Here is an 18663-nt window from a genome sequence, read left to right on the forward strand (position 1 = left end):
AGAGGCCCGAAGAGGCCCGAAGTCCGAAGGCCGCGCCCTCCGTTCACGCGTCACGCCTGCCGGGTGGCCGGGGGCCGGAATCCGTGTCGGTTCCGGCCCCCGGCCGCCCCTGCCGGCGCGGCATCAGCGACGACAGCGGTCCGCGCCGCAGCGTGAACTCCCCTGCCCTCGGGGCTGGTTCAGCCGAGATGGCACCAGCATACGTAACCCTCCCGGACACTCACCGGCGGCCGCCCCCTTGATGGGACCCCGCCGGCGGTGCATATTGGTCCGGACCATTGCGGGGCGGCATCCTCACCGCTCGCGCCGCCGTTTCCGGGGAGGTCGTTCTCGTGCGACGCGTGCCCGCCCGGACCCTCCTCCCCCGCCGCGTTCCCGGGCGCGCCGCCGCGGCCTGCGCCGTGCTGCTGGTGCTCGGCGGCTGCGGGTGGGGTGGCTCCGACGACGGCGGCCCGCTGCCCGGGGCGCCCACGGGTGTCACCGCGGTGGCGGGGAGCGCGACCAGCGTGCACGTGATGTGGAACGCGGCGTCCGCGCCGTCCGGCATCGCCGGGTACGAGGTGTACCGGGGCACGGCCAGGGTGAGGGACGTACCGGCGTCCGCGCACATGGTGGACGTCCCCCGGCTCAGCCCGGCGACCACGTACGTCTTCACGGTGCGGGCCCGCGACGCGGACGGCCGGCTCGGGCCCCGCAGCCGCGTGGTCCGGGCGACCACGCCCGGCGCCGCCCCGGCGGACGGCTCGGCGCCGACCACGCCCCGCGCCGTGCGCGGCCGGGCGGCGGGGAGCCACGCCGTCCGGCTGTCCTGGGCCCGCTCGGCGGACGACCGGGGCGTGGTCTCGTACGATGTCCTCCAGGGCGGCACGAAGGTCCACAGTGTGCGCGGGGACGGGACGGAGACGGTGGTCACGGGGCTGCGGGCCGGGACGCGGTACTCCTTCACCGTCCGGGCCCGCGACGCGGCCGGGAACCTCTCCCCGGCCGGCGCCCCGGTCCGCGTCACCACCGCGCCGGGCTCCGACGACGGCCGGGACCTCGCACCCAGCGCCTTCCGCGCCGGCACCCACCGGGCCGGCGGGGCCTACTACCTCGACCTCTCCTGGGTTCCGCCGCGCACGGACGGGGTGGTGACGGAGTACCAGATCCAGCTCGACCGGCGGCCGGCCACCTCCCTCGTCTGGGGCGGCACCGCGCCGCGCGGGAGCGCGCGGTACAGCTTCTACGTGGGGCGGGAGGCCGGGGTCGGCCACCGGGTGCGGATCAGGGCCAGGCTCCCGGACGGGACCTGGGGCGGCTTCTCGGCCGAGCGCACGGTGAACACCGGCCCGCGGCCGAGCGCACGGTGACCACCGCCCCGCGGGCGGGGCAGCCATAGACCGACCGTAGTATCGAGACCATGGCCCATAGGAATTCCGATGGCCGGGCGGGTCCGCCGGCGCCCCTGGACCTGTCCCTGCTGCGCACCTTCCTCGCCGTGCACCGCGCCGGTTCGTTCACGGCGGCGGCACGGCTGCTGGGGCTCGCGCAGCCGACGGTGACGGCACAGATCCGCACCCTGGAGGAGCAGCTCGGGCGGGAACTGTTCGAGCGCCAGTCGCGCGGCGTGGCGCCCACCCCGGTGGCCGACCAGCTGGCCGGCCGGGTGGCGGCACCGCTGGACGCGCTCGCCGCCGTCGCGGATCCCGGCGGTCTCGGCGCCGACCAACCGCCGGAGCCGGTCCATCTGGCGGGTCCGGCCGAGATCCTGTGCACCCATGTGCTGCCCGCCCTGGCCCCGCTGGTCGAGCGGGGCGTACGGCTGCGGGTCGGCACCGGGCTCACCGACGATCTGCTGGCCGAACTGCGGGCCGGCCGCCACGACCTGGTGATCGCCACCTCCCGGCCGCGCGGCCGCACACTGACCTGGGTCCCGCTGATGGACGAGGAGTTCGTGCTCGTGGCGGCACCCGCCTGGGTGGAGCGCATCGGCACCGGCCGGGTCGCCGCCGAGGGACCCGCCGCACTGGCCGAGGCGCCCCTGGTCACCTACGCCGAGGACCTGCCGATCGCCCGGCGCTACTGGCGGCACGTCTTCGGCACCCGCCTGACCGGCCAGGCGGCCGTCACCGTGCCGGACCTGCGGGGCGTGCTGTCCGCGGTGGCCGCCGGGGCCGGGATCACCGTGCTCCCCCGCTACCTGTGCCGCGCCGAACTGGCCTCCGGCGCGCTCGTGCCCCTGCTCTCCCCGGAGGACCCGCCGATCAACACCGCCTACCTCACCCAGCGTCCGGGGGGCCCGGACCATCCGCACGTCGCCCTGGTCCGGGAGCGGCTGCTCCGGGCAGCGCCGGCCTGGTGAGCGATCCGGGCGACCCGCCCGGGCCGGCTCGTCCGCACCCCGCCGCGCCGGCGCGTTACCCGACCGGGTGCGCCCCGGCTGCGGAAGACGGCCCGGGGACATTGGCTGCCCCTGGGGCAGCACGGGCCTTTCCCTATCTCCGGCGGTACACGGGACGGACCGCCGACCGTGCCGCCGGAGGACAGTCCGATGCGTATTTCTCAGCCGTTGCTCCGCTCCGTCCCCGTCGCGGCGGCCGCCGCGCTCGCGCTCGGCGTGGCCGCCGGGCCGGCCGGCGCGGGGCCGGGGATCTCCGTCGCCACCAGCGGTTCCACCGTCTCGGTCACCACCAGCGCGTGCGGCGCCGTCGACGGCGACTGGGGCACCGCCTCGCTGTTCGGCGGTGACCGGGCGGACCTCGGCCCGGGGCGCCAGATGCCGCTGAGGGGCACCAGCCTCAGCCAGTCCGCCGCCTGGCGGGGCGTGCCCCCGGGCACCTACACGGTGTTCGTCGTGTGCGCGCACTACATCACCGCGGGCAGCCAGTCCGTCGTAGTCCGCAAGGCTCCGGCGCGCACGCCCTCGGCCGCCTCCGCGCCCCCGCGCGGTGTGGCGGACGGTCTCGGCGGAGGCACCGGGGGCCACGGCACGGTCACCTACGTGGTGGGGGGTGCGCTGGCGGCAGCGGCGCTGGCCGCCATGGGAGGGGTGCTGCGCCGCCGCCCGAAGCCGTACCGGCTCTGAGCGCCGTACCGACTCCGAGTGGAGGACCAGATCTGGCTGGAGGACCGGCTCGGAGCGGACGAGCGGCTCCGAACGGAGACCGGGGTCCGAACCGAGACCGGGGTCCGAGCCGAGAACCGGCTCCTGACGGAGGACCGGCTCGGAACAGCCGGGGTCACGCCGGGTCGTGACCGGGCAGTTCGGCGAACTCCTCCAAGGCACTCCTGAGCCACCCCGTCCAGAACGTCTCCAGGTCGATCCCGGCCCGCAGCACCAGATGCTGCAACCGCTCCTGGGGGCCGTCCTTCCCGGGTGGGAAGTCGCGCCGTTCGATCTCCCGGTAGGTGGCCAACTGCTCCTCGTGCAGCTCCAGATGGCGTCGGAGGTCGGCTTCGAGGCCGGTCGTGCCGACCACGGCCGCGGCGCGCAGCCGCAGCAGCAGCGCGTCGCGGTGCGGCTTGGGTTCCTGGTGCGCCGCGGTCCAGCGGGCGAGTTCGGCGCGGCCCGCGGGCAGCACCTCGTAGCTCTTCTTCTGTCCGCGGGCGGGTTGTTCGGCCGGCAGCGCGCGGATGAGTCCCTCGGTCTCCAGCCGTCCCAGCTCGCGATAGATCTGCTGATGCGTCGCCGACCAGAAGTAGCCGATCGACTTGTCGAAGCGGCGCGTCAGCTCGAGCCCCGACGAGGGCTTCTCGAGCAGGGCGGTGAGGATCGCGTGCGGGAGTGACATGGGGTCATCCTAGGGACGGGCCGCTGGAGGCAGCCCCCGCGGCCCGTCCGGTCCGGGCGACGGCTACAGGGCCGCCGCGACCTCCGTGCCCTGCTTGATGGCGCGCTTGGCGTCGAGCTCCGCGGCGACGTCGGCGCCGCCGACGAGGTGGGCGCTGCGCCCGGCCGCGATCAGCGCCTCGTACAGGTCCCGGCGCGGCTCCTGCCCGGTGCACAGCACGATCGTGTCGACGTCGAGGACGCTGCTGACGCCGTCCACGCTGATGTGCAGCCCGGCGTCGTCGATCCGGTCGTAGCGCACGCCCGGGACCATGGTGACGCCCCGGTGCTTGAGCTCGGTGCGGTGGATCCAGCCGGTGGTCTTGCCCAGGCCCGCGCCGACCTTGGTGGTCTTGCGCTGGAGCAGGTGCACCCGGCGCGGCGGGGCGGGACGTACCGGGGCGGCGAGTCCGCCGGGCGCGCGGTAGTCCATGTCGACGCCCCAGGCGCGGAAGTACGTCGCCGGGTCCTCGCTCGCCTTGTCGCCGCCGTCGGTGAGGTACTCGGCGACGTCGAAGCCGATGCCGCCCGCGCCGAGGATCGCCACCCGGTCGCCCACGGGGGCGCCGTCGCGCAGCACGTCCAGGTAGCCGAGGACGCGCGGATGGTCGGCGCCGGGGATGTCGGGGACGCGCGGGGTGACGCCGGTCGCGACGACGACCTCCTCGAAGCCGTCGAGGTCGCCGGCCTCCACCCGGGTGCCGAGGCGCACGTCGACGCCGTGCGCGTCGAGCTGGTGGCGGAAGTAGCGCAGCGTCTCGTCGAACTCCTGCTTGCCGGGGACCTTGCGGGCGACGTTGAGCTGGCCGCCGATCTCGCTCGCCGCGTCGAACAGGGTGACCGCGTGGCCGCGTTCGGCCGCCGACACCGCGCAGGCGAGTCCGGCGGGTCCGGCGCCGACGACGGCGACCCGCTTGCGCAGCCGGGTGGGCGCCAGCACCAGCTCGGTCTCGTGGCAGGCGCGCGGATTGACCAGGCAGGAGGTGATCCGGCCGCTGAAGGTGTGGTCGAGGCAGGCCTGGTTGCAGCCGATGCAGGTGTTGATGGCCTCGGGCCGGCCGGCGGCTGCCTTGGCGACGAAGTCGGGGTCGGCGAGCATCGGGCGGGCCATCGACACCATGTCGGCGTACCCGTCGGCGAGCAACTGCTCGGCCAGTTCAGGGGTGTTGATGCGGTTGGTGGTGACGAGCGGGACCGAGACCGCGCCCATGAGCTTCTTCGTGACCCAGGTGTAGGCGCCGCGCGGCACGGAGGTGGCGATGGTGGGGATGCGGGCCTCGTGCCAGCCGATGCCGGTGTTGATGATGGTCGCCCCGGCGGCCTCGACGGCGCGGGCGAGCGTGACCACCTCCTCCAGGGAGGAGCCGCCGGGCACCAGGTCCAGCATGGACAGCCGGTAGACGATGATGAAGTCCTCGCCGACCGCCTCACGCACCCGGCGCACGATCTCCACCGGGAAGCGCATCCGGTTCTCGTAGGAGCCGCCCCAGCGGTCGGTGCGGTGGTTGGTCTGCGCGGCGACGAACTCGTTGATGAGGTAGCCCTCGGAGCCCATGATCTCCACGCCGTCGTAGCCGGCCTGCCGGGCGAGGAGGGCGGTGCGCGCGTAGTCGTCGATGGTCCGCTCGACGTCGGCGTCACCGAGTTCGCGCGGCACGAAGGGGCTGATCGGCGCCTGGAGCGGGCTCGGGGCGACCAGGTCGCGGTGGTAGGCGTACCGGCCGAAGTGCAGGATCTGCAGCGCGATCCGGCCGCCCTCGCGGTGGACCGCGGCGGTCACACCGGCGTGCTGCTCGGCCTCCGCCTCGGTGGTGAGCTTGGCTCCGCCCTCGTAGGGCCGCCCCTCCTCGTTGGGCGCGATGCCGCCGGTGACGATCAGGCCCACTCCCCCGCGGGCCCGGGCGGCGTAGAACTCCGCCATCCGCTCGAAGCCGCGCTCGGCCTCCTCCAGGCCCACGTGCATCGAGCCCATGAGGACGCGGTTGGGCAGGGTGGTGAAGCCCAGGTCGAGCGGGCTCAGCAGGTGCGGGTAACGGCTCATCGGCCCCTCCGTGCGCGGTGTCGTGCCTGTAGTTGTAGAGGACGGACGCCCTATTGTGCAACTAGTTGCACAAAGCCCTGCCGGAGGAGGGGCTGAAACCGGCCTGTGGTGGTCACGTGCTCGTCGTCGGCCGACCCCGAGCGGATCTCCGCCTACTCCCTGACCGACGGTCGGCCGCTGTGGCACACGGACCTGGGCACCCCGATCGCCGCGCCGGCCGCGGCGGACCGTGGCGAGCTCGCCGTGCTCGGGGCGGACGCCCGGCTGTACACGCTCGACGAGCGCGACGGAGGCCGCCGGGGAGAGACCGACGGCACGACGGTGCGCGGCCCCATCGGCGACTACGCCGCGTTGGCGGGCGGCGCGCAGCTGCTCCGGGCCGGCGGCACCTGGATCGTCGTCCACTCCACCGGCAGCAGCAGCCCGCCCGTACTCGGGCTCAGGTCCTGACGGCCGCGGCGGCGGGAGGGGGGCGCTGGGCGCGGCCCGTCCGGCTCGGCGGCCGTCCAGGCGCAGGTACGGCTCAACGGCTCTCCAGGCGTACGTGCAGCTCGCGCTCCTGGTCCCCGGAGGCGGTGCACAGGTCCTGGACGGTGAAGAGGGAGTCCAGGGTCGTACGGAACCGGTCGATCGCCCAGTAGCCGCCCTGGACGTCGGCCGTGACGGACGCCCCGAGCCGGCCGGGGCCGCGCCCGGCCCGGTGGGCGTCGGCCACGTCGAAGGTGCCGAGCCACACGGTCGGACGCACCTCGTCGTAGTCGCGGGGCACGTCGTCCGCGCACCGGTCGGACGAGAAGCACGCGCACAGGGCGTCGAAGACGATCCGGGCGTCCTCCTTGGTGCAGCCGCTCAGCTCCACCGAGACGGGCTCCGGGTGCGACAGCTCGCTGTCCATGGTGATCGCTCCTCTCCTGGCCGCGCCGCGATCCGGCGGGCGCCCCGCGGAACCGCGCCCGCCTCAGCGCAGCAGCACCTTCCAGGAGAGCACCACACGCGCCGGCGCACATCCTCGGGGCCCTGGCGGGCACCCGAATGTCAGGGGCCGCGCGCGGCGCCGACCATCCGTGCGCCCCCGCCCCCCTGGGCTGCCGTCCGGCCGACTCGGGGGGACGGCCCCGGCTTCGTTGAGAGATGGTGGAGGAAGGCGCCGGACCGTCGGTGCGATACCGGCGGGCGCGGTAAAACAGGGTGTGTCGGCACCGGGGACGGCGGGCCGCGCGGACAGGCGAAGGCGGTGCGTGGAATGACTGCAGCCGGGGCTCCCTTGGCCGAGGGCGAGGAGCCGGTGCGGGGGCCCGTCCGGGCGAGCGGGCTGCTCGACGTGCTGGGCGTGGCCTCGGTCGTCCTCGACGCGAAGGGCCGCATCGTGCTGTGGAGCCCGCAGGCCGAGGAGCTGTTCGGCTACACGGCCCAGGAGGCGCTGGGCCAGTACGCGGCCCGGATCATGGTCCACGAGCAGCACCTCGACATGGTCGTCAAGCTCTTCGCCGACGTGCTGGAGACGGGCGAGGGCTGGGCCGGCGCCTTCCCCATCCGGCGCAAGGACGGCACCACTCGGCTGGTCGAGTTCCGCAACATGCGGCTGCTGGACGACCGGGGGGCCGTCTACGCGCTCGGCCTCGCCGCCGACCAGTCGACCGTGCAGCGGCTGGAGCGGGACTTGGCGCTGTCGGCGCGGATCGTCTCGCAGTCGCCGATCGGCCTGGCCGTCCTGGACACCCGGCTGCGGTACGTCTCGGTCAACCCTGCCCTGGAGCGGATCAACGGCATGACGGCCGGGGAGCACCTCGGCCGGACCGCCCGCGAGGTGCTCCCGCAGTGGGACACCGACGCGCTGGAGGACGCGGCGCAGCGGGTCCTGGAGACCGGGCGGCCCCTCATCGACGTGTCGGCCGCGGGCCGCACCCCGGCCGATCCGGACGAGGACCACGCCTGGTCGCTCTCGCTGTACCGGCTGGAGGACGCGCTGGGCCGGGTGCTGGGGGTGGCCGCCTCCGTCGTGGACATCACCGAGCAGTACCGGGCGGGCATCGAGGCGGAGGCCGCGCGGCGGCGCCTGGCCCTCATCGCCGACGCCTCCGCCCGGATCGGCACCACCCTCGACCTGGAGCGCACCGCCCGCGAGCTGGCGGACGTCGCCGTGCCGGAGCTGGCCGACGTGGCCGCCGTGGACCTGCTGGAGGAGATCGTGGGGGGCCGCCGCCGCAGTCTGGGGCCCGCCGAGCCGGCGGTGATCCGTGCCCTGGCCGTGCGCGCCGAGCACGCCACGGACGCCCTGGAGGCGGCCGACCCCCCGGGCCGGATCGCCCGCTACGGCCCCGACCGCCTCGTCACCGAGTGCGTGCGGACCGCGGGCCCGGTGCTCGTGGCCCAGGTGAAGGACGAGGACCTGTCGAGGATCGCCCGGTCGGCGGAGGCGGCCGTGCTGCTGGCCCGCGCGGGAGTGCACTCGTACCTGGCCGTGCCGCTGATTGCGCGCGGGGAGGTGCTGGGCGCCCTGGACCTCAAGCGCACGCGCAACCCGCTGCCCTTCAGCGAGGACGACGTACTGCTGGCCCGCGAGCTGGCGGCGCGCGCGGCGGTGCAGATCGACAACGCCCGCTGGTACCAGAGCGCCCGCGACACCGCCCTCACCCTCCAGCGCAGCCTGCTGCCCAGCCTGCCGTCCGTCACCGGCGGGCTCGAGGTCGCCTCCCGCTACCAGCCCGCGGGCGCGACCATCGAGGTGGGCGGCGACTGGTTCGACGTGATCCCGCTGGAGGACGACAAGACGGCGCTCGTCGTGGGCGACGTCATGGGCAGCGGGATCAACGCGGCCGCCACGATGGGCCGGCTGCGCACCGCGACGAACACCCTCGCCTCGCTCGACCTCGATCCGGCAAGGCTGCTCGAACACCTCGACCGGATCACCGACCAGCTCGACCAGGCCATCGCCACCTGCCAGTACGTCGTCCACGACCCCCGCCGGCGGCAGTGCCGGATCGCCAACGCGGGGCACCTGCCACCGGTCCGGGTCCGGGTGGGCGGCCCCGCGGAGCTGCTCGACCTGCCCACCGGGGCGCCGCTGGGCGTGGGCGGCGTCGAGTTCTCCACCACCACCGTCGATCTGGACCCCGGCGACCAGCTCGTGCTGTACACCGACGGGCTGGTCGAGACCCGCCGGCATCCGCTGGACGAGCGCTTGGAGGTGCTGCTGACCCTGCTCGACGACCCGGCACGTCCCCTGGAGGACGTCTGCGACCTCCTGCTGCGCCGGATGCACGAGCCGGACAACCACGACGACGTGGCCCTGCTGATCGCCCGCGCGCGGGAGCTGCCGTAGACGCGCGGACACCGCCGGGGAGCGCGTGGGCCGACCTGGAGCGCGCGGGTACCACCGTGGGGCGCGCGGGCCCTGCCATGGAGCGCGCGGGCACCGCTCACGGCGACGGGCCCGTGGGGGCGGGCGGACTCAGCGCATCGGACCGGCCGTGCCCACCACCACGTTCGCGCACAGCTCCTCCGAGACGGCCAGACGGGGCGTCAGCCCGGCCCGCCGGAAGGCCTCCAGCGCGCCGGGCGCCTGGCGTTCGCTCGTCTCGACCAGCAGGCAGCCGCCCGGAGCGAGCCAGTCGCCCGCCCCGGCGGTGACCCGGCGCAGCACGTCGAGGCCGTCGGCGCCGCCGTCGAGGGCGGCCCGCGGTTCGTGGTCGCGGGCCTCGGGCGGCAGCAGGGCGACCTGCGCGGTGGGCACGTAGGGGACATTGGCCGCGAGGACACCGACGCGGCCGCGCAGCGCGCCGGGAAGTGCCTCGAACAGGTCGCCGGTGTGCACCCGGCCCCCGGCGGGACCCACGTTGCGGGCCGCGCAGCGCACCGCGGCCGGGTCGATGTCGGCCGCGTGCAGCTCCACGCGGCCGAGCGCGGCGGCCAGCGCCACGCCCACCGCGCCCGAGCCGCAGCACAGGTCCACCACGACGGAGGCGTCCGGCGCCTGGGCGACGGCCTGGTCGACCAGGAACTCGGTACGGCGCCTGGGCACGAAGACGCCGGGCTCCACGACGATGCGCAAGCCGTGGAACTCGGCCCAGCCCAGGACCTGTTCGAGGGGCAGCCCGGCAGCACGCCGCTCGACGAGGTCGGTGACCTCGTCCGGCGTCCGGGCGCCGGCGAGGATCAGCTCCGCCTCGTCCTCGGCGAACACACAACCGGCGCCGCGCAGGGCGGTGACGACCGCGTCCCGCAGGGCCCGCGAGAACGGGGACGGAGATGACGAAGAGGGTGAAGAAGAGGGCGAAGAAGACGGGGTCGGGGACGACAGTGGAGGCATGGAGGCCGAGAACCTTTCGGGAGCCGCAGGGCGCCCTCGCGGTCACCTGCTTGCGGTGATCCGCGCCGTTCCGAGGTGAGAGCACCCGATCTGACACGTGGTGATGGGTCCCACCTCCTCGGCTCGCCTCGGCCGGGAGCGTCCACGGCCGGACGGCAACCCTACCCCAACACCGGGCCGCCCACGGCCTCTTCGGCCTCCTCCGCGCGGGCCCGCCCGGCACTTCGGTTGTACGGTGCGACCAGGGACTCGCCCGCGGGACGAGACGACGACGCGCAGCGGGAAGGGAGGAAGGCCGTGACAGCAGCCGAAGGGGCCGACGCGGAGCCGGACGAGGAGGCGACCGGGGAAACGGCCGCGGCGACGGCCGTGGAGACCATCCAGCGCGAAATGACGATCTTCGCCCGCCGGGCCCGCGCCTCCGCGGGACGTCTGCACCCCGAGCTGTCGCTGGTGTCGTACACGCTGCTCGGGCACCTGGAGGAGAGCGGCGGCTGCCGCACCACCGACCTGGCCGCGCACTACGCGCTGGACAAGTCCACGGTCAGCCGTCAGGTGTCCGCCCTGGAGCGCGCCGGGCTGGTCGAGCGGCGCCTCGACACGGACGACCACCGGGTCCAGGTGCTCCGTCTGACGGAGGCAGGCCGGCGGATCCTCGCCCAGGTCACCGAGAGCCGCCGGGCGGCCTTCCGCGAGCGGCTCGCGCACTGGCCGGCGGAGGACCTGGAGCGGTTCGCGGGCTACCTCACGCGCTACAACGCCTGGCCCGGGCACCGCCCGGAGGACGGCTGACCGGACGCGGGGCCGGGCGCACGCTACCCCACCGGTACGGCGACCCGGCCGTCCGCCAGCCGTTCGGGCGCGCGGGCCGCGAGGAAGGCGGTACGGCGCCGCAGCCGGAAGCCCAGCGACTCGTACAGCCGGATCGCCCGCGTGTTCTGGGCGCCGGTGTGCAGGAACGCTGTCTCGCCACGGGCGCGGATGCCGTCGGCGACGGCGAGGATCAGCCGGGACGCGAGGCCCTGACCGCGGACGGACGGGTCGGTGCACACCCCGCTGATCTCGGTCCAGCCCGGCGGGCGCAGCCGCTCCCCCGCCATGGCGACGAGCGCACCGTCTCGGCGTATGCCCAGGTAGGTGCCCAGCTCGATGGTGCGGGGCAGGAACGGCCCGGGCCGGGTGCGGGCGACCAGGTCGAGCATCTCGGGCACGTCGGCCGGGCCGAGGCGGACCGCCTCCGGGTCGGGCGCGGCGGCCAGGCCGTCGTCGACGAGCTGCACGCCCTCGGTGTGGAAGGTGATCTCCCAGTCGTCCGGGACCCGCCCCACGAACCCGAGCAGCGGGACCTCGCCGCCGGGGCCGGCCAGGGCCGCGACGTCCGCCCAGTCGTCGGCCTCGGGCTCCGGGGGCAGCGCCAGCCAGGGCGTGACGTCGACCGGGTAGCGCAGCACGCGGCCACGTCGCTCGGCGAAGTGTGCGTGCGGTCCGGTCAGGGAGGTGAGGGCGGGATGGTCGAGGACATGGCCCGGGGCGGTGTCGGCGATGCTCATACGGCGTCCATTCTCCTCCACGGTCACGGGGGCGCCGGGCGGGGGGCGGTCGCGGGGTGCGCCGGAGCCGGGGCGGTCCCGCGGCCGGGGCGGGCGTGCCGGGCGCGTACGGTTGAACGCGTAAGCAATCATCACGTCCGACCGGCGGGCCGGCGCACGCGGCGGCCTGGAGGCACCAACCCCATGAACGTCACCCGAGGCTTCACCGGGCGCCCCCGCGTGGCCGACCCGGGCCTGCCACCCGGGCAGTACGACGCGGGCGACGACTGGCCCGTGCTGTCCGCGGAGGTCACACCCGACATCGCACCCGAGGACTGGACATTCCGCGTCGACGGCCTGGTGGCCGCGCCCCGCACCTGGACCGGGGAGCAGGCCCGGCGGTTGCCGGACTCGGCGTACGAGGGCGACATCCACTGCGTGACGGGCTGGTCGAGGTTCGGGGTGCGGTTCGGCGGCGTGTCGCTGGACGTGTTCCTGGACGCGGTGCGGCCCGACGCCTCGGCCACCCACGCGGTCGCCTGGTCCCACACCGGATACACCACGAGCCTCCCGCTGGCGGACCTGACCGGCGGGCGCGCGTGGATCGCGTTCACGTACGACGGCAGGCCGCTGGCCCCCGAGCACGGAGGCCCGGCGCGGCTGCTCGTGCCGCACCTGTACTTCTGGAAGAGCGCCAAGTGGATCGCGGGCCTGCGGCTCCTCGACCACGACGAGCCGGGCTTCTGGGAGCAGAACGGCTACCACGCCCGGGGCAACCCCTGGGAGGAGCAGCGGTACTCCGGTGACTGAGACGTTCACACCCCCCACGCGTTTCGCGGTGCCGGGCCGCATCGCCGTCGGCGAGCAGGTCGCCGCGGACTGGCAGACCGCCACCATCACCGAGATCCGGCGGGAGACCCCGCGGGCGTCCACCTTCCGCTTCGCGGTGCCGGGCTGGGCGGGGCACCTGCCCGGCCAGCACCTGATGCTCCGGCTGACCGCCGAGGACGGTTACGTGGCCCAGCGCCACTACTCGATCGCGTCGGCGCCCGACGACTCCGGGCACATCGAGCTGACCCTGGACCACGTCGACGGCGGAGAGGTGTCCGGCTGGTTCCACACCGTCGCCCGGCCCGGTGACCGGGTCGAGCTGCGCGGCCCGCTGAGCGGTTTCTTCGCCTGGCCCGGCGACCGGCCCGCGCTGCTGATCGGCGCGGGCTCCGGGGTCGTACCGCTGATGTCGATGGTGCGGCACCACCGGGCGCGGCGGCTGTCCGTTCCGCTCAGGCTGCTGGTGTCCGCGCGCAGCCCCCAGGAGCTCATCTACGCACGGGAGTTGGGGGCGGAGACCACACCGGTGTTCACCCGGAGCGCTCCCGCGGGCACGCCGGTGGGGCGGCTGACGGCCGCTCAGGTCGCGCCCCTGCTGTCCGAACGGCCGCCGGACGGCTGGGAGGCGTACGTGTGCGGGTCGAACTCCTTCGCCGAACACGCCTCCCGGCTGCTGGTCGCGGCGGGACAGACCGTGGACCGCATCCGGATCGAACGGTTCGGCTGACGACGGGTCGGGTGCGGGGCCCGGAGGCCGGAGCCCGGAGACCGGGGTGCCGCTCCCGCAAGTGCCCGGTCCGCGCGGGCGGATGAGGCGGGCGGCCCGCAGCACCACGGGGGGCCCGGGCGTTTGGGGGCGGTACCGCTGGGGACTTGGCCGGGGTACGGAAAACGCCCCCTGCCCCGTGCTGTGCGCCGGTTCTCGGGCATGGGGCTGCTCGCGTGGAGAGACGTACGCTCGGCGCGCCGCCTCGGGGCGCGCGGAGCGGTCGCCGCGGCGCGCCCGCCGCTCCACGTGCGTCAGCGGGTGGCGGGCGACCGCGGGAAGGGGTGCGGGAACGATGCGCAGGGAGGAGCCGGACGGCCGCGGGCACACGCGCGGCCCGGACGGCCTTGGCCACGGTCACGCCGGGGCTTCCGGCCCCGTCGGCGGCGGGAGGGCCGGAGCGCGGACCCGGCTGCGTGGCCGGCGCCGGCGGCACAGTCCGCTGCGGCGCCGCTCGGACGCCGTGGAGGCGTGGACGACGCTGGCCGTCGCCGTTCTGCTGTTCCTCGGCGCGCCGCTGGCCGGGGTCGCCGCGGCCTGGTGGGCCCACGACGCGGCGCGTGCCGTCGCGGCGGTCGAGCGGGCCGACCGGCACCGCGTCCGGGCCGAGGTCGTGGGCAGGCCGCCCGGCTCGCCGACCCCGGCGCGGAGCGGCGGCGAGCACACCGCGCGGGCGAAGGTGCGCTGGGGCGAGCCCGGCCGGGAGGCGCGCACCGCGGTGGCGCGTGTTCCGGCCGCCGCGCGGCACGGCGACCGGGTGGACGTGTGGTTCGACTCCCGCGGCCGGGCCGTGCCCCCTCCGCCGGACCGCGCCACGGTCTGGCAGCACACCCTGACCGTGGGCGCCGCCGCCACGGGCGGCGCCGCCACCCTCGTCCTCCTCGTCCACTCGGCCGTCCGGCGGGTCGCCCTGCGGCGCCGGCTGGCCGAGTGGGAGCGGGAGTGGGCCCGGCTGGGACCGGAGTGGACCCGGCGCCGGGCGTGAGGGGCGCGGGCCGGTTTCGGCCGAAAGGCCGGACCGCTCTTCCTTGATGGTTTAGACCAATGCTAGACCTGGTGGCGCAATGAGCCCGCACGGCTACGGTACGTCACCCACAGGAGGCGCGGCATGGCCCGCACCACCCCGCACGACCATCCCCCGACGGAAGGAACGACCGACGGAGAGCCGCTGTACTGGAGGGTCGCCGGCCGGCTCCTCGGCGCACTGCGCGACGGCACCGTCGCGCCCGGCGAACGACTGCCGGGCGAGCGGCACCTGGCCGCGCACTTCGGGGTCAGCCGGGAGACCGTACGGCAGGCGCTGGAGGTGCTGCGCCGCGACGGTCTGGTCGCCACCGACCGGCGCGGCAGCCACGCCACGCTGCCGGGTCTGCCGGTGGAGGCGCCCTCCTCGCTGACCTTCCCGGTCGGCGCCCGCACCGCCGATCCGGCCGCCTTCGACCGGACCACGGTGACCTGGGAGGTGCCGCCGCCGGAGCACGCCGAGGCCCTCGGACTCGCCCCGCACCGGCCCACCCTGGTGCACCGCTACCGGTCCGCCGCCGCCGACGGCACCTCCCTGCGCACGGCCGTGACGTCGTTCTCCGCCGTGGCGCTGCGCGAGGTCGAGGAGCTCGCCCGCTACCGGGACCGCGCGGACGGCTCGGGCGCCGCGCAACTGCGGCGCGCCTACGACTGGATGCGCAGGGCGGGCCTGACCCTGCACCACCGGGACGCCATCACCCGCTTCCCGGACGGGCCGTCGATGCGTGTGACCCGCCGTGTCCACGACCAGTACGCGCGTCCGCTGGAGATCACCGACCTGGTCGTGGACACCCGCCAGGACGCCCTGGTCTACGAGTTCACCCTGCCGGCGGCGGTCTGACCGGCCCGGGTGCGCCCCGTGGGGAACCGGCCGCGTACGGCGGGGGTGCGACGACAGGGCGGCCTACGGCAGCCTGCGGGCGGCGACCATGCGGACCCGCGGGCTTCCGTCGCCGCGCCGCCCGAACTCCGGCAGCGCGTGGAGCTCCACCCGGAATCCGGCGCGCTCCAGCTCCCGCCGCACGTCCCCGAGCCGGAAGGAGCGGTAGTACATGACGAAGGGCGGCCGCCACAGGGCGTTGCGCACCCGCATCACCGCGTCGAAGCCGAGCAGCATCCAGAAGGCGGCCGAGGTGGGCCGCGGCGGAGCGAGCACGGGGAAGGCGAACAGGCCGCCGGGGCGCAGCACGGCGTGGACCTGGCCGAAGAGGCCCGGCAGCTCGCGCGGCAGGAAGTGCCCGAGCGCTCCGAACGTCACCACCAGGTCGAAGGCGCATCGGAACGGCAGGGCACGGGCGTCCCCGCGCACCCAGGCGGTCCGCGGCCCCGCGCCCCGAGCGGTCTCGCGGGCGCGGGCCACGGCGAGCATTCCGGCACTGAAGTCGACCCCGGTGACCCCGTGCCGGCACACCCGCTCCACCACCCGGGTGCCGGCGCCGGTGCCGCAGCACAGGTCGAGTCCGTTCTCGAACGGCCCGAGCCGTTCCAGCATCGAGGCGACGGAGTCGAGCACCGGCTCCGGCGTACGGAAGGGCGTGCGGTCGAACTTCGGCGCGAGCAGGTCGTAGCCGTGCTCGACCGACGACAGCGCCTGGACGGCGAGTTCGCGCAGGCTCGGGCCTCCGGGAGCGAACATCACGCCCCCTTCACGGCGGCGCGGTGCCGGAGGATCGCCAGCGCGCGCTCGCACCAGCGCAGGTTCTCCCGCTCGAAGGCGATGCCCGCCATGAGCGTGAGGTACGGGCCGACGCGCTCCGCGTCCCGCAGGTACTCCTCCTCGTCGCGGCCGGCGAGGAGACGCTCGCGCACCCGTTCGTAGCGGCCGAGCTTGCCGCGCGCCCAGGACGTGCGCTCCTCGAGCATGCCGGCCGCCGCCGCGGGATCCGCGCCGTCCATGGCCTGGATCTTGATCAGAAGTTCGTCGCGGACGGCGGTGGGGCGCCGGGGCGGCTCGGCCGCGAAGGCGCCGAGGTCGCGCCGGCCGGCCTCGGTGAGCGTGAACATCCGCTTGTTGGGGCGGCGCTCCTGCCGCACCACCCGCGCCTCGACCAGTCCGTCCTGGGACAGGCGCTCCAGCTCCCGGTACAGCTGCTGCGGCGTGGCCGGCCAGAAGTTCGCCAGCGAGACGTCGAACACCTTGGACAGTTCGTAGCCCGACGCCTCCCCTTCGAGGAGGGCCGCCAGCACGGCGTACTTGAGAGACATGTGGACACCGTAGCAACCGGTGATTATTCTCTTCCGCACCTATTCAATTAATTGACTATGGACGATGGGGTGATCCGATGCGCGCGTTCCGCGAGGCGGTCGAGGCGCACGACCTCGACGCCGTCGAGGCGCTGCTGGCCGAGGACGTCGTCTTCACCAGCCCGGCCGTGTTCAAGCCGTACTCGGGCAGGCCGATCACCGCGGCGATCCTGCGCGCCGTGGCCGAGGTCTTCGAGGACTTCCGCTACGAGCGCGAGCTGAGCGGCGCGGACGGCCGCGACCACGCCCTGGTCTTCGCCGCGCGGGTGGGCGACCGCTCGCTGGAGGGCTGCGACTTCCTCCATGTCGGCGAGGACGGGCTGATCGACCGGCTGACGGTGATGGTCCGCCCGCTGTCGGCCGCGCAGGCGCTGGCGGCGGCCATGGGCGCGCGGTTCGAGCAGATCGCCGCGGAGGCGGCGGCGCGGTCGGTCTGACGGACGCCGGGGGGACGGGCCGGCCCGGGGGCCCATCGCGGGCCAATCCGCGGGCCGGTCCGGGGACCGGGGGCGCACGCCCGGCCAGGGGCCCGGGGCCCAGGCCGGTCCGGGGCCGGACCGCAGGCACGTCCGCGGGCCGGGGCCGCACGCCCGTCCGGGAGCCGGGGCGCAGGCCGGTCCGCAGGCTGGGGCCGCACACCCCCCAGGGGCCCGGGCCGCACGCCCCCCAGGGGCAGAGGCGGACCCGCCCCGGCGATCCGGCTCAGGGTGTCAGACGCACCGGAAGGGTGCGCACGCTGTTGCCCACGAAGCCGGCGTGCGGCACGAGTTCGGGTTCGGGCACGGCGAGGTCGAGAGCGGGGAAGCGGGTGAACAGCCGCTCCAGCGCGACGGTCGCCTCCAGCCGGGCCAGCGGGGCGCCCAGGCAGTAGTGGGCGCCGTGCCCGAGCGAGAGGTGCCGCACCGCGTCCGGCCGGGCGGGCCGGGTGACGTCGAAGCGGTCGGCGTCCGGCCCGTGTACGGCCGGGTCCCGCCCCGCGGCGGAGTAGCCGGCGAGGACGGGCGTGCCCCGGGGGACGACGGTCCCGCCGACGGTCAGGTCCCGCACCGGATACCGGAACGGGAAGTAGCTGACGGGCGCGTCCCAGCGCAGCGTCTCCTCCACCACGTCGGCCCAGCTCGCCGCCCCCGCGCGGACGAGGCCGAGCTGGTCCCGGTGCCCGCACAGGGCGCGTACCGCGTTGGTGATCAGGTTCAGCGTGGTCTCGTGCCCGGCGACGATCATCAGCACGAGGGTGCCGATCAGCTCCTCGTGGCTCAGCCGGCCGCCGTCCTCGTCGCGGGCGGCGATCAGCGCGCCGATCAGGTCGTCGCCGGGCTGTTCGGCCTTGGCGGCGGCGATCGCGCCGAGGACGGCGAGGAGTTCGCGATTGGCGGCGACGACTTGCTCGGGCCCGAGGTCGGTGGCGACGACCTGGCTGGACAGCGCGTGCAGCCGGTCGCGGTGTTCGGCGCCGACGCCGAGGAGTTCGCCGATGACGCCCATCGGCAGGGGCATCGCGAAGTGGCGGCGCAGATCGGCCACTTGGCCGGCGGCCTCGGCGGCACGGGCGAGACCGTCGAGCAGCCGCTCGGTCAAGGCCTCGACACGGGGCCGCAGTTCAGTCACCCGCCGGGTGGTGAACGCCTGGCTCACCAGTGACCGCAGCCGCCGGTGGTCGGCCCCGTCCGCGGTGGTCATTCCCCGTACCGTCGCGAAGGTCAGCAGCGGCCATCCCGCGGCGATCCGCCCCTCGCGCAGGGCGGTGAAGTGCCGTGCGTCCTTGGCGACTTCGGGGTGCGCGAGGAACTCCTTCAGCGCCTCGTGCCCGAGGACGACCGCCCCGTCGATCTCCCCCGGCAGCACGACCGGGGCGACGGCGCCCCGGGCGAGCAGCCGTGCGTTGACGGGGTGCGGGCAGCCACCGGACGGGTCCATGCGGTGCGGAGCGGAGCGGGAGGTGTCCACCGGTGCGTTCCTCTGCGTCGGGGCCGGATCGAGGCCGTACGGCAGTCGATTCTGCCTGGCCGGCGCAGACCGCGCAGCACCCCCGCGCGGCCTGCCGAGCCGGACGGTTCCTCCGTTCCCGCCCGGGCCGGCGGAATGAAAGCGGCCGTCTACGGCGTTGACCCC

General features: G+C 75.3%; 19 protein-coding genes. 11 read left to right on the forward strand and 8 right to left on the reverse strand.

What is annotated here, in order from left to right; translation table 11 throughout:
* Positions 1-332: 332 nt before the first annotated feature.
* From ACIQ9G_RS21340 to ACIQ9G_RS21350, 3 genes are all read left to right on the forward strand, one after another.
* Positions 333-1349: a fibronectin type III domain-containing protein gene (locus tag ACIQ9G_RS21340; RefSeq protein ID WP_403611733.1), complete on the forward strand. Its 1017-nt coding sequence runs from the start codon at positions 333-335 to the stop codon at positions 1347-1349.
* Between the two features lie 50 nt (positions 1350-1399).
* Complete coding sequence (locus ACIQ9G_RS21345) at positions 1400-2341, forward strand: LysR family transcriptional regulator (RefSeq protein ID WP_403611736.1); 942 nt, start codon at positions 1400-1402, stop codon at positions 2339-2341.
* A gap of 189 nt (positions 2342-2530) precedes the next feature.
* Positions 2531-3064: a hypothetical protein gene (locus tag ACIQ9G_RS21350; protein ID WP_403611739.1), complete on the forward strand. Its 534-nt coding sequence runs from the start codon at positions 2531-2533 to the stop codon at positions 3062-3064.
* A gap of 154 nt (positions 3065-3218) precedes the next feature.
* On the opposite strand, the gene ACIQ9G_RS21355 is transcribed toward ACIQ9G_RS21350, so the two are convergent.
* Both ACIQ9G_RS21355 and ACIQ9G_RS21360 read right to left on the reverse strand, forming a co-directional pair.
* Entirely contained in the window at positions 3219-3770 is a 552-nt protein-coding gene (locus ACIQ9G_RS21355) for a PadR family transcriptional regulator (RefSeq protein WP_403611742.1), read from the reverse strand.
* 63 nt (positions 3771-3833) lie between these two features.
* Positions 3834-5849 (reverse strand): FAD-dependent oxidoreductase, encoded by a 2016-nt coding sequence (locus tag ACIQ9G_RS21360; protein WP_403611746.1) that lies wholly within the window; start codon positions 5847-5849, stop codon positions 3834-3836.
* A 105-nt stretch (positions 5850-5954) separates the two neighbouring features.
* Between ACIQ9G_RS21360 and ACIQ9G_RS21365 the strand changes: the two genes are divergently transcribed.
* A complete protein-coding gene (locus ACIQ9G_RS21365) occupies positions 5955-6299 on the forward strand; it encodes a PQQ-binding-like beta-propeller repeat protein (protein WP_403611749.1) in 345 nt (114 codons plus the stop codon).
* Between the two features lie 73 nt (positions 6300-6372).
* On the opposite strand, the gene ACIQ9G_RS21370 is transcribed toward ACIQ9G_RS21365, so the two are convergent.
* On the reverse strand, positions 6373-6744 hold the full coding sequence (locus ACIQ9G_RS21370) for a hypothetical protein (protein ID WP_403611752.1): 372 nt from the start codon (positions 6742-6744) through the stop codon (positions 6373-6375).
* 348 nt (positions 6745-7092) lie between these two features.
* Here ACIQ9G_RS21370 and ACIQ9G_RS21375 point away from each other — a divergent pair, with 348 nt between their 5' ends.
* Positions 7093-9171, forward strand: a complete 2079-nt coding sequence (locus ACIQ9G_RS21375) for a SpoIIE family protein phosphatase (RefSeq protein WP_403611755.1) — start codon at positions 7093-7095, stop codon at positions 9169-9171.
* A gap of 129 nt (positions 9172-9300) precedes the next feature.
* Here ACIQ9G_RS21375 and ACIQ9G_RS21380 read toward each other — a convergent pair whose 3' ends face one another.
* Positions 9301-10158 (reverse strand): putative protein N(5)-glutamine methyltransferase, encoded by an 858-nt coding sequence (locus ACIQ9G_RS21380; RefSeq protein WP_403611757.1) that lies wholly within the window; start codon positions 10156-10158, stop codon positions 9301-9303.
* A gap of 297 nt (positions 10159-10455) precedes the next feature.
* Between ACIQ9G_RS21380 and ACIQ9G_RS21385 the strand changes: the two genes are divergently transcribed.
* Positions 10456-10950: a MarR family winged helix-turn-helix transcriptional regulator gene (locus tag ACIQ9G_RS21385; protein WP_403611760.1), complete on the forward strand. Its 495-nt coding sequence runs from the start codon at positions 10456-10458 to the stop codon at positions 10948-10950.
* A 23-nt stretch (positions 10951-10973) separates the two neighbouring features.
* Here the strand turns inward: ACIQ9G_RS21385 and ACIQ9G_RS21390 are convergent, their stop codons facing one another.
* The gene (locus ACIQ9G_RS21390) at positions 10974-11708 is read right to left on the reverse strand and encodes a GNAT family N-acetyltransferase (protein ID WP_403611763.1); all 735 of its coding nucleotides are present in this window, start codon (positions 11706-11708) and stop codon (positions 10974-10976) included.
* A gap of 183 nt (positions 11709-11891) precedes the next feature.
* Between ACIQ9G_RS21390 and ACIQ9G_RS21395 the strand changes: the two genes are divergently transcribed.
* The 4 genes from ACIQ9G_RS21395 to ACIQ9G_RS21410 all read left to right on the forward strand — a co-directional run bounded on the left by ACIQ9G_RS21395 (position 11892) and on the right by ACIQ9G_RS21410 (position 15148).
* A complete protein-coding gene (locus ACIQ9G_RS21395) occupies positions 11892-12497 on the forward strand; it encodes a sulfite oxidase-like oxidoreductase (RefSeq protein ID WP_403611766.1) in 606 nt (201 codons plus the stop codon).
* Positions 12490-13245: a ferredoxin reductase gene (locus ACIQ9G_RS21400; protein ID WP_403611769.1), complete on the forward strand. Its 756-nt coding sequence runs from the start codon at positions 12490-12492 to the stop codon at positions 13243-13245. The genes ACIQ9G_RS21395 and ACIQ9G_RS21400 overlap by 8 nt, the downstream gene beginning before the upstream one ends.
* A gap of 334 nt (positions 13246-13579) precedes the next feature.
* Positions 13580-14269 carry a hypothetical protein gene (locus ACIQ9G_RS21405; RefSeq protein WP_403611772.1) on the forward strand — a complete coding sequence of 230 codons (690 nt, stop codon included), beginning with the start codon at positions 13580-13582 and terminating at the stop codon, positions 14267-14269.
* Positions 14270-14392: 123 nt separating this feature from the next.
* Complete coding sequence (locus ACIQ9G_RS21410) at positions 14393-15148, forward strand: GntR family transcriptional regulator (RefSeq protein ID WP_403611775.1); 756 nt, start codon at positions 14393-14395, stop codon at positions 15146-15148.
* A 63-nt stretch (positions 15149-15211) separates the two neighbouring features.
* On the opposite strand, the gene ACIQ9G_RS21415 is transcribed toward ACIQ9G_RS21410, so the two are convergent.
* Positions 15212-15943 (reverse strand): class I SAM-dependent methyltransferase, encoded by a 732-nt coding sequence (locus tag ACIQ9G_RS21415; protein WP_403611778.1) that lies wholly within the window; start codon positions 15941-15943, stop codon positions 15212-15214.
* On the reverse strand, positions 15943-16512 hold the full coding sequence (locus ACIQ9G_RS21420; RefSeq protein ID WP_403611781.1) for a PadR family transcriptional regulator: 570 nt from the start codon (positions 16510-16512) through the stop codon (positions 15943-15945). The genes ACIQ9G_RS21415 and ACIQ9G_RS21420 overlap by 1 nt, the downstream gene beginning before the upstream one ends.
* Positions 16513-16589: 77 nt before the next feature.
* Here ACIQ9G_RS21420 and ACIQ9G_RS21425 point away from each other — a divergent pair, with 77 nt between their 5' ends.
* Positions 16590-16988, forward strand: coding sequence for a nuclear transport factor 2 family protein (locus tag ACIQ9G_RS21425; RefSeq protein WP_403611784.1), 399 nt, complete (start codon positions 16590-16592; stop codon positions 16986-16988).
* 265 nt (positions 16989-17253) lie between these two features.
* Here the strand turns inward: ACIQ9G_RS21425 and ACIQ9G_RS21430 are convergent, their stop codons facing one another.
* Positions 17254-18468, reverse strand: coding sequence for a cytochrome P450 (locus ACIQ9G_RS21430; protein ID WP_403612625.1), 1215 nt, complete (start codon positions 18466-18468; stop codon positions 17254-17256).
* Positions 18469-18663: the final 195 nt, after the last annotated feature.

It is taken from the genome of Streptomyces sp. NPDC096152 (genome assembly GCF_044763235.1).
Lineage (GTDB): Bacteria > Actinomycetota > Actinomycetes > Streptomycetales > Streptomycetaceae > Streptomyces.

Coding starts and splice junctions, on each gene's coding strand:
- ACIQ9G_RS21345 (WP_403611736.1), top strand. CDS start 1,400: ATGGCCCATAGGAATTCCGATGGCCGGGCGGGTCCGCCGGCGCCCCTG.
- ACIQ9G_RS21350 (WP_403611739.1), top strand. CDS start 2,531: ATGCGTATTTCTCAGCCGTTGCTCCGCTCCGTCCCCGTCGCGGCGGCC.
- ACIQ9G_RS21355 (WP_403611742.1), bottom strand. CDS start 3,770: ATGTCACTCCCGCACGCGATCCTCACCGCCCTGCTCGAGAAGCCCTCG.
- ACIQ9G_RS21360 (WP_403611746.1), bottom strand. CDS start 5,849: ATGAGCCGTTACCCGCACCTGCTGAGCCCGCTCGACCTGGGCTTCACC.
- ACIQ9G_RS21370 (WP_403611752.1), bottom strand. CDS start 6,744: ATGGACAGCGAGCTGTCGCACCCGGAGCCCGTCTCGGTGGAGCTGAGC.
- ACIQ9G_RS21375 (WP_403611755.1), top strand. CDS start 7,093: ATGACTGCAGCCGGGGCTCCCTTGGCCGAGGGCGAGGAGCCGGTGCGG.
- ACIQ9G_RS21380 (WP_403611757.1), bottom strand. CDS start 10,158: ATGCCTCCACTGTCGTCCCCGACCCCGTCTTCTTCGCCCTCTTCTTCA.
- ACIQ9G_RS21390 (WP_403611763.1), bottom strand. CDS start 11,708: ATGAGCATCGCCGACACCGCCCCGGGCCATGTCCTCGACCATCCCGCC.
- ACIQ9G_RS21395 (WP_403611766.1), top strand. CDS start 11,892: ATGAACGTCACCCGAGGCTTCACCGGGCGCCCCCGCGTGGCCGACCCG.
- ACIQ9G_RS21405 (WP_403611772.1), top strand. CDS start 13,580: ATGCGCAGGGAGGAGCCGGACGGCCGCGGGCACACGCGCGGCCCGGAC.
- ACIQ9G_RS21410 (WP_403611775.1), top strand. CDS start 14,393: ATGGCCCGCACCACCCCGCACGACCATCCCCCGACGGAAGGAACGACC.
- ACIQ9G_RS21415 (WP_403611778.1), bottom strand. CDS start 15,943: ATGTTCGCTCCCGGAGGCCCGAGCCTGCGCGAACTCGCCGTCCAGGCG.
- ACIQ9G_RS21420 (WP_403611781.1), bottom strand. CDS start 16,512: ATGTCTCTCAAGTACGCCGTGCTGGCGGCCCTCCTCGAAGGGGAGGCG.
- ACIQ9G_RS21425 (WP_403611784.1), top strand. CDS start 16,590: ATGCGCGCGTTCCGCGAGGCGGTCGAGGCGCACGACCTCGACGCCGTC.
- ACIQ9G_RS21430 (WP_403612625.1), bottom strand. CDS start 18,468: ATGGACCCGTCCGGTGGCTGCCCGCACCCCGTCAACGCACGGCTGCTC.